The following is a 13,944-nucleotide window of genomic DNA, read 5'->3' on the forward strand; positions in this document are numbered from 1 at the left end:
GCACTGTAAAGATACCCATAAATAAACCATCATTCGGGCAATTCATGCAAAAGTACGCGCTGCAATTCGTAGCTTTGCTGATCGCGATCGCGGGTTGAGAGCAACTTCTGCTGCATCCGCCACAATCGGTTTACGAGTCACAACGTCCAAGAGGGGATGGCCACGCCACGCCTGCTTCACCCGCCGATCTTCCAAGCTATGGAAGCTAATGACGGCAATGCGCCCTGCGGGCTTTAACCATTGGGGCGATCGCGCCAAAAATTGGTCGAGCACCGCTAGCTCTTGGTTCACATAGATACGCAAGGCCTGAAAAACCCGTGTGGCCGGATGAATGCGTTGACGGGGTGAAGCTTTGAGGCAGTGGGCAACCAACTGCGCTAGTTCTTGGGTGGTCGCAAGGGGACGACGGGCAACAATGTGGCGAGCAATGCGGCGGGCAAAACGTTCTTCGCCATACTCATAGAAAATATCCGCCAGTTCTCGCTCGCTGTAGTGATTAATCACCGTTGCCGCTGTCAAAGGGTTAGCGGGATTCATGCGCATATCGAGGGGAGCATCAAAGCGAAAACTAAAGCCCCGCTCTGGACGATCCAACTGGGCGGAACTCACCCCTAAATCTGCAAGAATGCCATCAAACATCGGCTCAGCCACAGGCAGATCAGCAAAGTTACCGTGCCAAAACTGCACGCGATCGCCAAAAGGGGCAAGGAATTCCTGAGCCGCCGCCAACGCCATCGGGTCTTGATCGATCGCCAGCACGCGACAAGTGGGTTCACTGCGTAAGAGCAGCGCCGTGTGTCCACCACCCCCCACCGTTGCATCCAAGTAGAGTCCGCCGGCCTTAGGCTGGAGTGCCGCAAGCACGGCAGTTGCCAGCACCGGTTGATGGTAGGTGGAAAATTCCAAATCTTGCATGAGCGGATCAGAAGCAGCGTAAAATTTGCCACAGCACAGTCCCTTGGAGAGCAGCCGCCGTGAACGATACTTCCCTCAACTTAGCCGATGAACTGCTGGTACGGGATCAACTCGTGCAGCAACTCTCAGAGGAACTCTATCAACTCATGGTGCAGCATCCTGAGTTATTTGTGCGTTTTTACCAAGCCCGCAAAGCCGAGGCCGCCAATGCCGAAGCCCTGAAGTTGTTGCAAGCACAGGTGCAACAGGTAGAAGCGCAAATCACGGCCTATCAGGAGCAGATTCTGGCCTACCAGCAGCAGGCACAAAGCCGCGAAGCAGAAATGAATAGCTTAAAGGCTCAAGTGATTGAATTGAGCGATCGCAATGAGATGCTAGAGCGCGTCATCCAAGAAATGCCCGAAGTCTATCGGCAAAAATTTAGTGAGCGGCTCAGTCAAGTCAAACTGAAGATTGAAAGCCTCGAAAAAGAAAACGCCCAACTGCGTGCCGAACTGCGGAATCTGCAAACCCTCTTGGCCGCTCAAGCCCGCCAGCAACAGCAGCAGGGATTACCCTCATTGCAACCTGCCCGCGTTGGCTTGATTCCCAGCTTTAATACTTAGGTGGACAGGAATCAAAGCGTGACCGCTGCCAGCGAAGATCTGCGGGAACTCAAAAAAATACTCGAAGACTTTTTTACAGGGCTTCCCGTCAAGGTCTATCTATTCGGCTCGGCTGCCCGTGGTGCTCTCCGCCAAAGCTCTGACTTAGATGTTGCGATTTTGCCCCTTGCACCACTGCCCGTGGGGCTGTTGAGTGAGTTGCGCGAGCACCTAGAGATGTCTAATTTGATCTATCCAGTCGATGTTGTGGATTTATCAGAAGTGTCCGCCGACTTTCGATCGCGAGTGATTGCAGAGGGAATTGAGTGGATCGGCTCAGGGAACGATTAGTGGTTGCCCAAAGAGCGCTAGCCACTTTGCAAGAACTGCCTTTGGGTGAGCGCACAGATACGATTATTCGTGATGCTGCAATTCAGCGATTTGAATACACCCTAGAAGCGGTCTGGAAAGCAGCACAGCTATATCTACGGGAACGCGAAGGATTAGACATCGCCTCACCGAAGGGAGTGATCCGTGCTTGCTTGGCCGTTGGCCTACTTACTCCAGAGGAAGGCCGTTTAGCGCTAAAAATGGTAGACGATTGCCTACGGCACGCTGCAAGCGATCGCAACTTGACCGTCCACACCTACAATGAGACCTTGGCGGATGCGATTTTCTCGCGGTTAGCACAGCACGCCATGCTCATGGATCGCTGGTTAGCTGCCCTCGCAGCAGGAGGATTAGAGGATTGAAAATACGGATTTGGTGTGCGGCACAGCCAAGGGAAGCCGAACTGTCTGCGGATCAAGTAGTGACCCAAGTGGTACCCCTGCTGCAACAGTGTCAGGACAGTGCCGAGATGGCCGTCTGTCCCCTCGATGCCCCGATCGCGATCGCTCCCCAACCGCAGGTGCTGGACTATAGCCTCACCCATTGGGCATCATCCGACCTTTGGCAGCAGTGTCAAGCTTTGCCTGCCTTGGTTGCCCAGTGGGGGATACAAACTGGCACAGGGGGGTGCTATCAGTTGCCACTAGCGCAAACGGCAAAGGGGACGCTCTTTGGCGAAATCATTGGCTGCCTTGAAGGGATCTGGCAGTTACCCATCCATGCCAGCGATCGCCAGCGACAAACCCTCTATGCCCTCGGACGGCGACTCCTAGACCACTTGCAGGCACCCGTGGGCTGCTATTTTCTGCAATTTGACTGGCAGGGGGAAGTGATCTTTGAGCGGCTGTGGCCTTTTCCAACGGTGGCGGCTCTAGCGAGTATTGGTGTGCAAACCCCCGACTGGTTGACGGCTCACTACCAGTGTCTTAGGGGGGTACCACTGCGGGATGTGCGGATTCCCGCTCGCGACTCAGTGCGACGATTAGAATAGAGAGCGCAGCGTTTGGCAAGGTGAAGCGTGAAGATTGTTGGCCGGCGGTTGGTGGGTTGGCAAGCGGTCTATGACATTGGTTTAGCCGGGGATCACAATTTTCTTTTGGCCAATGGGGCGATCGCCGCCAATTGCTTTAACAAGTCCCACTCTACGGCCTACGGCTACGTGACCTATCAAACCGCCTTTCTCAAGGCCAACTTTCCCGTCGAGTATATGGCAGCCTTGCTCACGGCGAATAGTGGCGACCAAGACAAGGTACAGCGCTATATTGCCACCTGCCTGAGCATGGGGATTGAGGTCCTTCCCCCCGATGTGAATCGCTCAGACATTGACTTTACGCCAGTAGGGGACAAAATTCTTTTTGGTCTGTCGGCAGTGCGCAATGTCGGTCAGGGGGTGATTGAAGCCATTTTGCAGGCACGGGCAGAGGGGGGCGCCTTTCAAAGTTTGGCGGATTTTTGTGAACGGGTTCCGCGTGCGGGGGGCGATAGTCGCATTCTCAATCGTCGTGCCCTTGAATCCCTCATTGCCTGTGGTGCCATGGATAGTCTGCATCCTCAGCGCAACCGCAACCAACTGATGCAGGATCTCCCCCTCGTGCTGGAGTGGGCACAGGCGCGCGCCAAGGATCGGGCGGTGGGGCAAGTGAACCTCTTTGATATGTTGGCGGGTGGCGCCAGCAATGAACCCAGCGGCAGCTATGACCCAGCCCCCAGTGCACCCCCAGTGGATGATTTACCGGATGCCGAAAAGCTCCGCCAAGAAAAAGACCTGCTGGGATTTTATGTGTCGAACCATCCCCTCAAGGATATTCACCGCCCAGCGGCCATGATTGCCCCCATTAGCTTAGCGGATCTCGAGCAGCACACGGGTCAAGGGATGGTGAGTGTGATTGCCCTGCTGACCGGGCTCAAGCCCATTACCACCAAGCGCGGCGAGCGGATGGCCATTGTCCAGTTGGAAGACCTCACGGGTCAGGCAGAGGCCGTCGTTTTTCCGAAAGCCTACGAGCGGATTCATGGCCAATTGCAGCTTGATCACCGCCTACTGCTGTGGGGCACCCTAGAAATGCGCGACGATCGCCCCCAACTCCTCATTGAAGATGCCGAACCCCTTGAAGAAGTGAAACTGGTGCTTGTGGATTTGCCCGTCGAGCAAGCGGGGGACATTCAAGCCCAAAGCCGCCTCTCGGAAGTCCTCAAACAACAGGTGGGCGACATGCCGAAGGTGCCGGTGGTGGTCAAAGTTACCGATGGCTACCATGCCCAGTACGTGCGCCTAGGACCGCAGTTTCGCGTTGAGGATGCCGATCGCGCCCGCCATGCCCTCACCAGTGCCGGTTTTCACGCCCAAGCTAGTGAACTGCTGAGCCTCAAGCTCTAGGCAAAGACATCACTAAAGAAGGCAATCGCTTCCCCAAGGGCAGCAATAAACTGATCAATTTCAGCACGGGTGTTGTAGAAATAGAGACTGGCCCGTGCCGTGGACTGAACCCCTAAATGGCGGTGCAAGGGCTGTGTGCAGTGGTGTCCTGCCCGAATCGCAATCCCCGACTGATCAAGGATGGTCGAGAGATCGTGGGGATGCACCTCACCAACGGTAAAGCTGGCCAAGGCAGCGCGATCGCCCGATTTCGGGCCATAGACCGTGACACCGGGAAGTTCTTGGAGGCGTTCAAAGAGATAGGCCGTGAGTTCCTGTTCGTAGGCATGGATGCGCTCCATCCCCCACTGGCTCAGGTAATCGACTGCTGCACCAAGGGCGATCGCCTCAGCAATAGCCGGCGTTCCCGCTTCAAACTTGTGGGGAATATCCGCATAGGTGGCATGGTCGAGAAAGACATCGGCAATCATTTCGCCACCGCCCAAGAAGGGAGGCATTTGCCGCAGAAGTTCCGCGCGTCCCCAGAGGAAGCCAATGCCCGTGGGTGCACACATTTTATGACCGGAGGCCACCAGCCAATCGCAACCCAACTGCTGCACATCAATGGGGAGGTGAGGCACACTTTGGCAGGCATCCACCAGTACCCGCGCTCCCTTGGCATGGGCAAGACGCACAATCTCGGGAATCGGGTTCAAGCACCCTAGCGTGTTGGATACATGGGCGACGGCCACTAACCGCGTGCGATCGCTCAAAAGACTTTCATAGTGGTTGAGATCAAAGGTTTGCTCTGGGGTGAGTTCGACAAACTTGAGGCGAGCACCCGTTTTCTGCGCCACAAACTGCCACGGAATCAAATTGCTGTGGTGCTCCATCACCGTCAGGATCACTTCATCCCCTTCCCGCAGCGTATTCATGCCCCAGCTATAGGCCACGAGGTTAATCGCTTCACTGGCATTGCGGGTATAGATAATCTCCTCGGCATGGGCGGCATTGACAAAACGCGCCACTTTTTCCCGTGCCCCTTCGTAGGCGGTGGTGGCTTCAGCACTGAGGGTGTGTACGCCGCGATGAACATTGGCGTTGTAGCGACGATAGTAGTCCTCAAGGGCATTGAGAACCGCCAAGGGCTTCTGGGAGGTGGCCGCATTGTCAAAGTAAATCAAGGGGCGATCGTGTACCTGTCGCGCCAAAATTGGAAAGTCAGCACGGCAAAGGTCAGCGAGGGAGCGGCTCGGGGCGATCGTCATAGCAGTTGCAGTGGTATCAGTTACATCACGGCATTCCTAGGAAGATTCTAGGGATACATCTCTAACTATACTCCTTTGCCTTCTAGAGAACGCGGTGGGGATCAGGAATGCCAATCATGCTTTTGATCCCCATGCCAAGTCAATGTTATGAAAAGTTGACATTTGATCCCTGCAAAGGGATAAACTGCGTATAAATCCCTAGGGGTGTCCCGCAATTCCCTTGACGCCCCAAGACTTTTTTGCCAAAGATCAAGGGCAAAGGATAGCTCCGTCTATCAACCCACGATAAGGAGGCACCCATGCCGAAAGATCGCCCCCCTTTAGAAGAAATGACCTTGCGGCAGTTGCGGCGCGTTGCCAGTGAACTGCAAGTGTCCCGCTATAGCCGTATGCGCAAAGATCAACTCCTCGCTGCCATCCGTGAAAAGCAGGCGCAAGCCAACGGATCCACCACCACCATTTCTGTCCAACCTGTCCCCTCTAGTCTGGAGTCGCAAGAAAAAGTGGAAGCAGCAAAATTTGACCTCGGTCCTGCTCAAGATGATGTTCTCTTGGCCTCTGTAGATGAAGGCCTTGGGGATTTGCCGGGGGGCTATGGTGAAAGCCGCATTGTCCTCATGCCCCGGGATCCGCAGTGGGCCTACGCCTATTGGGATGTGCCCAACGAGCACCGCGAAGAATTGCGGCGGCAAGGGGGTCAGCAACTGGCTCTGCGGCTCTACGATGCGACGAATATCAACCTCGATAGCCAAATTCCCCACAGTGTTCAGGAGTACCCCTGCGATGAGTTGGCGCGGGAGTGGTATCTGCCCATCCCCGTGAGCGATCGCGACTATGTGGTGGAAATTGGTTACCGCTGTGCCGATGGCCGCTGGTTAGTTCTAGCCCGTTCTGCCCCTGTGCATATTCCCCCCACCTACCCCTCAGATTGGGTCTGGGATCAATTCATTACCGTGGATTGGGATATGGATCTGCGCGGCAAAACCCTCTTTGATCTGGGGGCACCCTTGGCGGGCACTGCCGAACCCAATCCCATTTACGAAGGCATCTTTGCCATGGCCGAAGGGGCCGAAGCGCAGCGGGTGGCGGGTTCCCTCTTTGGCTCGATGCACCAAGTCCCCGGTTCCATCTCTCAGTTGCCCGCAATGGCCATCAGTTCCTACGTCTTCCCCTCTGGGGTTGGGCTATGGGCTGTGCCGACAGTTTCGGGTCTGACGATGTCCGGCGTTGGCTTCTCAGCTTCGGCGGCTCCCATTCGTCCCCGCAAATTCTGGTTGGTGGCGGATGCTGAACTCATTGTCTATGGGGCTACGGAGCCAGATGCCACCGTCACGATTGGTGGGCGCCCGATCAAACTCAATCCCGATGGCACCTTCCGCTTCCAGATGTCCTTCCAAGATGGCCTCATTGACTTCCCGATCTTGGCAGTGGCAGCAGATGGGGAACAAAACCGCGCTATTCACATGAAGTTCACCCGCGAAACTCCCGAACGCCGCACCAATACCAAGGAAGAAGCGGTGCTGGAGTGGCTGGCCTAAACTAGTTGGTTGGCTCGATAAACGCCTTTCCCTCTGCCGATGGGTGGGGGGATTTTTTTAGGCACGCAAAAAGGCAAGGAGTTCGCGATTGACTAGCCCCGGCACTTCCTGTTGTGCCCAGTGGCCACAGTCGGGCAGATATTTCAGCCGCCACGGTGCATGGATCCACGCTTCGATGCCATTGGCAAGGCTGGGTTGGGCAAGGGGATCATCGGCACCCCAGAGGATCAGGGTGGGGCTGGTAATCGCTTCCGTGTGCTGTTGCAGCAGGTGCCACCACTGTTGGGGTGAAAAAAGATGGCGATAACTTTTGAGCACCGCAGCGATCGCCCCCGCTTTTTCGAGAGCCGCTTGATAGAGTTGCACGGTTTCTGCCGAGAAGGCAGCCTTGCGAATGGAGTAGCGTTGAAAGAGATCCTGCAAAAAACTCCGCAGATTATGCCCAAGCCAGTATTCCGCCAAGCCGGGGATGTGGCAGGCCAACAGCGGCCAGTTGCGCCAAAAATGTTCCAACTGCTGCCAGAGTTCCAGTCCCACACGGTAGGGATGCGGCGTATTCAAGACGGCTAAATGCTGCACCATTTGGGGAAAACGTGCTGCCACATGCCAAGCAATCAGGCCACCGCAATCATGGCCGACAATGTGGGCGCGTTCATAGCCCAGTTCTTGGATCAGCGCCGTGACATCTTGGCTGAGGGTATCGAGATCATAGCCGTGGGCAGGCTTCTCGGAGTCATTGTAGCCCCGCAGATCTGGCACTACAACCTTGAAATGACGAGCCAGTACGGGAATTTGAAATCGCCAAGAGTACCAAAACTCTGGAAAGCCATGCAACAAAATCACAAGGTCACCGCTGCCTTGGGTGACATAGTGCAGGCGCACTTGGTTAACGCTGAGGTACTGGTGTTGCCAACTAAGGGACGCTTCAGTCATTGAGGGTGGGGATCAAAGTAGAAGGAAAGTCCAGCTCTACTTTTAAGCTAGCACCGACAAAAGATCGCGGGATAGCCCTATAGGATTAAACCGCAGTGGGAACACGGACTTCCTTGAGGAGATTGGCCAGTTCTTGCAGTTGATTGATGGCCTCTGCCCCTTCGAGTTTCATGAGTTCGCGGTCGTCGCGCATTTCAGTCCAAGTGATCCCATAGTCAGAGACCAAGAAGCGAATCAGGTGGTTGTCGGCCAAGCTGACCATGAAGGAGGCACTGTTGAGTTCACCGCCACAGGTGTAGCAGGAGGCCATGTAGCCTCGATTTTCTAGGGCGATCGCTAGGGCTTGGAGATTGAGCACCAAGTCGCGAATAAACTGGCGGTGTTGTTCGGCTAAGCGGTAAAACATAGGACAATTAACTCCAAAAAATGAATAAATGAATAGCGCAGCCCCCAAGAAAAATATTAAGACAATCTTAAGAATGTGCCGCCATGTACCAATTTGTAAAATCTTATGAAAAAGATGTAAGAATCTAAAATTTGCTATAGGGATGAGCAGCTTTGGTTTTGCTGGGCTGGAACGGCAACACGCTCTAAAAGCCTTCCTTTACGTCTAGTTCACCGTTGATTGCCGTGTTGAGTGTCGTCGCAATGGCAGCCTGCCATATTCCTTAAGGGCTATGTTTTTCATTTTACTTTAAGATTTCTGTTTCTAGGGTAGTGTAGCCCTAAGGACATATTTTGCAAGACAATGCCAGCAACCACGATTGTTCCCGTTGCCCTTGCCATTCTCTACCAAGGCGATCGCGTTCTTATGCAACTGCGAGATGATTATCCCCATATCTTGTATGCCGGCCACTGGGGACTGTTTGGCGGTCATCTTGAACCCGAAGAAACACCACTCGCGGGCGTCCAGCGGGAAGTCTATGAGGAGATTGGCTACTGCCCACCCCATCTCACCTTTTTTGGAGAGTACGGCGATCCCCAAGTGCATCGCTATATTTTCACAGGCCCTTTGACGTGTGAACTGGAAACCTTAGTCCTCAACGAAGGACAGGGGATGGACTTGGTACCCTACGATTCTGTGGTGGCCGGGGTTCACTATGCCCAAACCCTCGGCGAAGACCGCCCCTTAGGCGCCATCCACCAACGCATTCTGCTGGATTTCTTTGCTAGGAGAGAATCCCCCGTTTAAGCGGCAAACTGTTGCAGCACCCGTTCGGGCGTTCCTAGCCCTTGGACAGAGCGATCGAGATACAGCACCTGATCACAGGTTGCCCTTACCCGCTCCAAATGATGGGAAATTTGTAAAATCGCCCAGCCCTCACTCACCTTGAGGGTTTCTAGGAGGTCGTAAAATTGTTGCTCACTTCGGAGATCTAAGCCAGCGGGGGCTTCATCCAAAATCAGGAGACGACGGGGTTGCACTAGGCAATAGGCCAAGAGGGCGCGTTTTGTTTCGCCCCCAGAGAGAGAACTCATGGGTTGTGCGGCAAGATGCTCGAGGTGCAGGCGTTGGAGACTCTCAAAGATGGCGCGATCGCGCTGCTGTCGGTGCTGCCAAGGCCACTGCCACGTGGGTTGCCCCCAGCCCAAACCGACAAATTCCGCCACGGTGATCGGAATGCGTGGATCGCACTGGAAGTTTTGCGGCAAATAAGCCACCTGTTGGCGGACATAGGGGAGCGTGCGGCGATAGCCCATACCATAGCCCAAGAGGGTCACCCGTCCCTGCTGGTAGGGAATAATGCCCAAAATGGCTTGAATCAGGCTACTTTTGCCCGCCCCATTGGGACCAATAATGGCCATATTCGTATCGGCAGCGAGGGTAAAGGAGACATTTTCCACCACCCAGCGATCGCCCCGCCGCACCGAGAGGTTTTCCACCTCTAGCAGGTATTCGTTCACAGTGCTGCCCCTAACGGTCTATTCATTGGCATCCACCATGTCCCCACCACCGCGATCGCGTCCGGACGACGATAGGCTCGCTGTTGCGCTCCAAAAGCCTCAGCTAGATTGCGAATATTTTGCTCCATTCTTTGCAGGAAGTAGGTCGGCGTCAGATCAGCGGCACTGGGCGCACGTTCTAGGGGATCAAACACACTCACTTTTACGCCCAAATCCTGCGCTAAGCTCTCAAAGACCTGTTCTTGCCCCGGTTCTGTTAGGAGCGTTTTCAGATCACTTTGTTGCACCGCCTGCATCACCCGCTGCACATCCGCAGGTGAGGGGTTAACGGACGGAATACCCACCAAATAAATCGCTTTCAGGTTATAACTCTCGGCAAAATAGGGCGCGACATCGTGATACACCACAAATGTTTTGCCCGCAAAGGGAGCGAGTTTTTCCCGGGCGAGGGCATCTAGGGCTTCTAATTCTTGAATAAAGGCGGCACTATTTTGCTCGTAGATGGCAGCCCCTTCGGGATCCACGGCCATCAGACCATCGCGAATATTTTTCACCTGCTGCATGGCACGCTGGGGATCGAGCCAAATGTGGGGATTGAATTCACCGTGGCTGTGACCGTGGTCGTCATGAGCGTGGTCGTGGTGGTGCGCGTGATCATCCTTTTCGCTGGCAAGGGTCGCCACCCCCGCGCTGGTATCAATGATCTTGAGATTGGGATTGGCGGCGTTTTCAATCAGTTTGTCTAAAAAGGTTTCCATCTCAAGGCCATTTTTGACCAAAACCCTTGCTGTGGCCAGCAGCCGCACATCCTCAGGCCGCGCTTGAAAGTCATGGGGGTCAATATTGGCCGGCAAGAGTTGCTCGACAGTGGCGCGATCGCCTGCAACTGCTTTCGTAAAAGCCGTGATAGGCAAGAAAGTTGTAACAATCGTTAGCTCAGGTTCTGCTTGCGCTGCCTCTTGTGCCGTTTGTTGCTCCTGTGGCTGCTGGGCTTGGGGCGCACAACTTCCTAGAAATACACCGAGAATGACCAAAACTGCCCAAGGCCTAACATTAGCGCGAGTAGTCATAGGCAAGCGAATGTAATGATAACCATTCTCATGTTTGCACACTTAGGCAGGGAGAGCAAGCAAAAATAAAGGGGCAAGCCGCAACCTACCCCTGCGCAAAAATCAATTGGCGATCGCGAGTTCCTAGCCTTCGACGTTCAAGAAGGGCAAGAGTGCCATGATTCGTGCTCGCTTAATGGCCACCGCCAGTTGCCGCTGTTGCTTGGCGGTCAGACCGGTCACCCGTCGAGGCAAAATTTTTCCCCGCTCAGTGATGAAGCGTCGCAGCAAATCCACGTCTTTGTAATCAATGGGTTGGCCGGGGGGAATGGGGGAAATGCGTCGCCGATAAAATGCCATAGCTGTCCTCTAATTACTTGATTTCTTTGTGAACGGTGTGCTTGTTGCAGTGGGGGCAAAATTTCTTCAGTTCTAACCGCCCTGTGGTGGTGCGCCGATTTTTGGTCGTGGTGTAGCGAGAGACACCGGGCGATCGCTGTGCCGGATTGGTGCGACACTCTGTGCACTCTAGGGTGATAATGATTCTGGCGCCTTTTGCTTTAGCCATGGTCTTGCCTATCTATCCAGTGAGCCGATCTCTAATTATGGCAGATCTTTACGGATTTTGCTCACCAATTCAATGAGCTTGCGATCAAGGGCAAAGCCCCGCCGACAGCGATAGACTTTTGTGCCGCCCAAGCGATCGTGGAGCGTGCGGTGCTCTTCATCAATCCACGCCAAGCTACAGTCAACGGCCAAGGGCAGTGCCAAAATCATCAGCGCCATACTAGGGCCATAGGATTCCAAGCCCGCCAATGTCAACACTGCCCCGACGCCAATCACCAGTTCTCGCTTGCTGAGGGAGAGGAGATCCGGTGTCCGCTGCCGCTGATCCAACAGGCGCACATTCATCAGCCAATGGCCGGGACTTTGCCCCTTATTGCGGTTAACCATGGCCACCCGCAGCAACCACCAAACGATGGCAAAAATAAACAGTTGCCCCCACTGAATGGCGGCCCCCGGCGTGATACCGACAACACTCGTCAGCCAGATTAGGATAAAGTCAATGCTGGTGGCGATCGCCCGTCGCCAAGGCTGAGCCAGTGGTAAGGGGGGGGGATATTGACGGGAAAGTGCCATAGCAAACACGCGGTGGCAAAAGGCCAGAGAGTGGCTAGACTAGTATAGCTTGATGCCGATTCCCTCAAAAAATCCTGCGGAGTTTGGACGGTGCAACCCGTTGATTTGACGACCCTGCGTGCTGTTTGTGCCGATCTGCAACATTGGCTACCGGCACGGCTGGAAACCGTTTACCAGCGCGATCGCCACACGATTGCCTTAGCCCTACGCACGCTGAAAAAGCAGGGTTGGCTAACCCTCTCTTGGCATCCCCAAGCGGCACGCATTGCCTTTGAACCACCACCCCCCCGCCAACCGGACACATTTACCTTTAGTCAGCAACTCCATGCCCAACTCAATCGCCTTGCCCTTGTGCGGGTGGGGTTAGTCAACCCTTGGGAGCGCGTTGTGGTCTTGGAATTTGCCCCCCGTCCGCAGGAAGCAACGCAGTGGCGTCTCTATGCCGAGATCATGGGCAAGTACAGCAACGTGATTCTGGTTAACGCTGCGGGGGAAATTGTTACCGCCGCCCACCAAGTCAATGCCCAACAGTCGCGCTTGCGCCCAATTCTGACCGGTCAACCCTATGTGCCCCCACCCCCCCTAACGGCTGCGCTGCCCAGTCGCGAGATTCCCTTTGAGCAGTGGCAACAACAGGTGAGCGTGATCCCCGGACTGCTGCGGCAGCAACTCCTGAAGGCCTATCGCGGACTGAGTCCAGCCTTGGTACAGCAACTCCTAGCGGATGCCGTATTGCCCCTCGAAAGTCGCACCACAGAGTTAACCGTTGCAGAATGGCGGCGGCTATTTGACCATTGGCAGCACTGGCTGGCGTGTTTAGAGAGCGGGCATTTTGTCCCCCAATTCACACCAACGGGCTATCGCGTCATTCCCCCCCTTGGGACGCAGACCCCCTCAACCCTCAGCATCCACGAGATTCTCGCCACCTATTACCAAGACCAACTACAGCAACAGCAAACGCAGCAACTTCAGCAACAGTTGCACCAGAGCCTACAGGCACAACGCCAAAAACTGATCGCTAAAATTGAGGGCTTTCGAGAACGATTGGCCGCTGCTGCGGGGGGCGATCGCCAACGCTACTTAGCCGATTTACTCATGGCCCATGCCCACCTGTGGCAACCTGGCATGACCGAACTGATCGTGACAGACTTTACCACCCAAGAACCCCTCGCCATTCCCCTCTCCCCAGAGAAAAGTGCCATTCAAACGGCTCAGGAGTTGTACAAGCAACAGCAAAAACTTAAACGCGCCCAGCAGCACATTACGCCACTCCTTACGGCTGCTGAAGAGGAACTGGCCTATCTGGATCAGGTGGCGGCTACCCTCGCTACGGCCACATCCTTAGATGTCCTTGAGGAGATTCGGGCTGAACTGATTCAACAGGGATACTTGACAGCGCCCGATTACTATCGTCCCCCTACCACGCCCAGTCCCTACCTACGCTATACGACACCGAGTGGCTTCACGGTTCTCGTGGGGCGCAACAACCGTCAGAATGACGATCTCACCTTTCGCGTGGCCAGTCCCTACGATTGGTGGTTTCACACCCAAGAGATTCCCGGCAGCCATGTGATTCTCCGCCTCGAAGCAGGGGAAGTGCCCAGTGACAAAGATATTCAATACGTGGCGGATTTGGCGGCCTACCATAGTCAAGCCCGTGCCAGTGCCCAAGTGCCTGTGGTCTATACGCGCCGCAAGTATGTGCAAAAACCGAAGGGCGCCAATCCGGGGATGGTCATTTATGATCAGGCGACAGTGGTGTGGGGATGCCCTCTCAGTGTCAGTGATGGCTCTTCAGATCTGCCCCAAGGGAGTGCTGGCGGCGATCGCCACGGGATCATGGCAGAATAGAACCGTGTTTTTTAC

General features: G+C 54.9%; 17 protein-coding genes. 8 read left to right on the forward strand and 9 right to left on the reverse strand.

Annotation, left to right across the window (positions count from 1 at the left end; translation table 11 throughout):
- Nucleotides 1–42: 42 nt before the first annotated feature.
- Nucleotides 43–915 (reverse strand): 16S rRNA (cytosine(1402)-N(4))-methyltransferase RsmH, encoded by an 873-nt coding sequence (gene rsmH / locus KV190_RS12345; RefSeq protein WP_460193680.1) that lies wholly within the window; start codon nt 913–915, stop codon nt 43–45.
- A 59-nt stretch (nt 916–974) separates the two neighbouring features.
- On the opposite strand from rsmH, the gene KV190_RS12350 reads away from it, so the two are divergent.
- Genes KV190_RS12350 through KV190_RS12370 form a run of 5 tightly spaced genes read left to right on the forward strand, consistent with a single transcriptional unit; the run spans nt 975 to nt 4,266 of the window.
- A complete protein-coding gene (locus tag KV190_RS12350) occupies nt 975–1,520 on the forward strand; it encodes an Npun_F5560 family protein (RefSeq protein ID WP_460193682.1) in 546 nt (181 codons plus the stop codon).
- Nucleotides 1,521–1,538: 18 nt separating this feature from the next.
- The gene (locus tag KV190_RS12355; RefSeq protein WP_460193683.1) at nt 1,539–1,850 is read left to right on the forward strand and encodes a nucleotidyltransferase family protein; all 312 of its coding nucleotides are present in this window, start codon (nt 1,539–1,541) and stop codon (nt 1,848–1,850) included.
- Nucleotides 1,826–2,251 carry a nucleotidyltransferase substrate binding protein gene (locus KV190_RS12360; protein ID WP_460193685.1) on the forward strand — a complete coding sequence of 142 codons (426 nt, stop codon included), beginning with the start codon at nt 1,826–1,828 and terminating at the stop codon, nt 2,249–2,251. Before KV190_RS12355 ends, KV190_RS12360 begins: the two co-directional genes overlap by 25 nt.
- On the forward strand, nt 2,248–2,880 hold the full coding sequence (locus KV190_RS12365; protein ID WP_460193686.1) for a hypothetical protein: 633 nt from the start codon (nt 2,248–2,250) through the stop codon (nt 2,878–2,880). The genes KV190_RS12360 and KV190_RS12365 overlap by 4 nt, the downstream gene beginning before the upstream one ends.
- 27 nt (nt 2,881–2,907) lie before the next feature.
- Nucleotides 2,908–4,266 (forward strand): helix-hairpin-helix domain-containing protein, encoded by a 1,359-nt coding sequence (locus tag KV190_RS12370; RefSeq protein ID WP_460193687.1) that lies wholly within the window; start codon nt 2,908–2,910, stop codon nt 4,264–4,266.
- On the opposite strand, the gene KV190_RS12375 is transcribed toward KV190_RS12370, so the two are convergent.
- On the reverse strand, nt 4,263–5,513 hold the full coding sequence (locus KV190_RS12375; RefSeq protein WP_460193688.1) for a SufS family cysteine desulfurase: 1,251 nt from the start codon (nt 5,511–5,513) through the stop codon (nt 4,263–4,265). The genes KV190_RS12370 and KV190_RS12375 overlap by 4 nt on opposite strands.
- A 299-nt stretch (nt 5,514–5,812) precedes the next feature.
- On the opposite strand from KV190_RS12375, the gene KV190_RS12380 reads away from it, so the two are divergent.
- Nucleotides 5,813–7,051: a DUF4912 domain-containing protein gene (locus KV190_RS12380; protein WP_460193689.1), complete on the forward strand. Its 1,239-nt coding sequence runs from the start codon at nt 5,813–5,815 to the stop codon at nt 7,049–7,051.
- A gap of 57 nt (nt 7,052–7,108) precedes the next feature.
- Here the strand turns inward: KV190_RS12380 and KV190_RS12385 are convergent, their stop codons facing one another.
- Both KV190_RS12385 and KV190_RS12390 read right to left on the reverse strand, forming a co-directional pair.
- On the reverse strand, nt 7,109–7,984 hold the full coding sequence (locus KV190_RS12385; protein WP_460193690.1) for an alpha/beta fold hydrolase: 876 nt from the start codon (nt 7,982–7,984) through the stop codon (nt 7,109–7,111).
- Nucleotides 7,985–8,069: 85 nt separating this feature from the next.
- On the reverse strand, nt 8,070–8,390 hold the full coding sequence (locus tag KV190_RS12390) for a DUF1815 family protein (protein ID WP_297760630.1): 321 nt from the start codon (nt 8,388–8,390) through the stop codon (nt 8,070–8,072).
- Nucleotides 8,391–8,732: 342 nt separating this feature from the next.
- Between KV190_RS12390 and KV190_RS12395 the strand changes: the two genes are divergently transcribed.
- Nucleotides 8,733–9,176 (forward strand): NUDIX hydrolase, encoded by a 444-nt coding sequence (locus KV190_RS12395; protein ID WP_460193691.1) that lies wholly within the window; start codon nt 8,733–8,735, stop codon nt 9,174–9,176.
- On the opposite strand, the gene KV190_RS12400 is transcribed toward KV190_RS12395, so the two are convergent.
- The 5 genes from KV190_RS12400 to KV190_RS12420 form a co-directional block, all read right to left on the reverse strand.
- Nucleotides 9,173–9,889 (reverse strand): metal ABC transporter ATP-binding protein, encoded by a 717-nt coding sequence (locus KV190_RS12400; protein WP_460193692.1) that lies wholly within the window; start codon nt 9,887–9,889, stop codon nt 9,173–9,175. The two genes, KV190_RS12395 and KV190_RS12400, sit on opposite strands and share 4 nt — an antisense overlap.
- Complete coding sequence (locus KV190_RS12405; protein WP_460193693.1) at nt 9,886–10,959, reverse strand: metal ABC transporter substrate-binding protein; 1,074 nt, start codon at nt 10,957–10,959, stop codon at nt 9,886–9,888. The genes KV190_RS12400 and KV190_RS12405 overlap by 4 nt, the downstream gene beginning before the upstream one ends.
- 123 nt (nt 10,960–11,082) lie before the next feature.
- Nucleotides 11,083–11,298, reverse strand: coding sequence for a 30S ribosomal protein S18 (rpsR, locus tag KV190_RS12410; protein ID WP_250681390.1), 216 nt, complete (start codon nt 11,296–11,298; stop codon nt 11,083–11,085).
- A gap of 13 nt (nt 11,299–11,311) precedes the next feature.
- On the reverse strand, nt 11,312–11,506 hold the full coding sequence (gene rpmG / locus KV190_RS12415) for a 50S ribosomal protein L33 (RefSeq protein WP_250681389.1): 195 nt from the start codon (nt 11,504–11,506) through the stop codon (nt 11,312–11,314).
- A gap of 35 nt (nt 11,507–11,541) precedes the next feature.
- On the reverse strand, nt 11,542–12,078 hold the full coding sequence (locus KV190_RS12420; RefSeq protein WP_460193694.1) for an RDD family protein: 537 nt from the start codon (nt 12,076–12,078) through the stop codon (nt 11,542–11,544).
- Between the two features lie 90 nt (nt 12,079–12,168).
- Here KV190_RS12420 and KV190_RS12425 point away from each other — a divergent pair, with 90 nt between their 5' ends.
- Complete coding sequence (locus KV190_RS12425) at nt 12,169–13,929, forward strand: Rqc2 family fibronectin-binding protein (RefSeq protein WP_460193695.1); 1,761 nt, start codon at nt 12,169–12,171, stop codon at nt 13,927–13,929.
- Nucleotides 13,930–13,944 lie beyond the last annotated feature (15 nt).

The organism is Thermosynechococcus sp. FA-CM-4201, assembly GCF_054689355.1.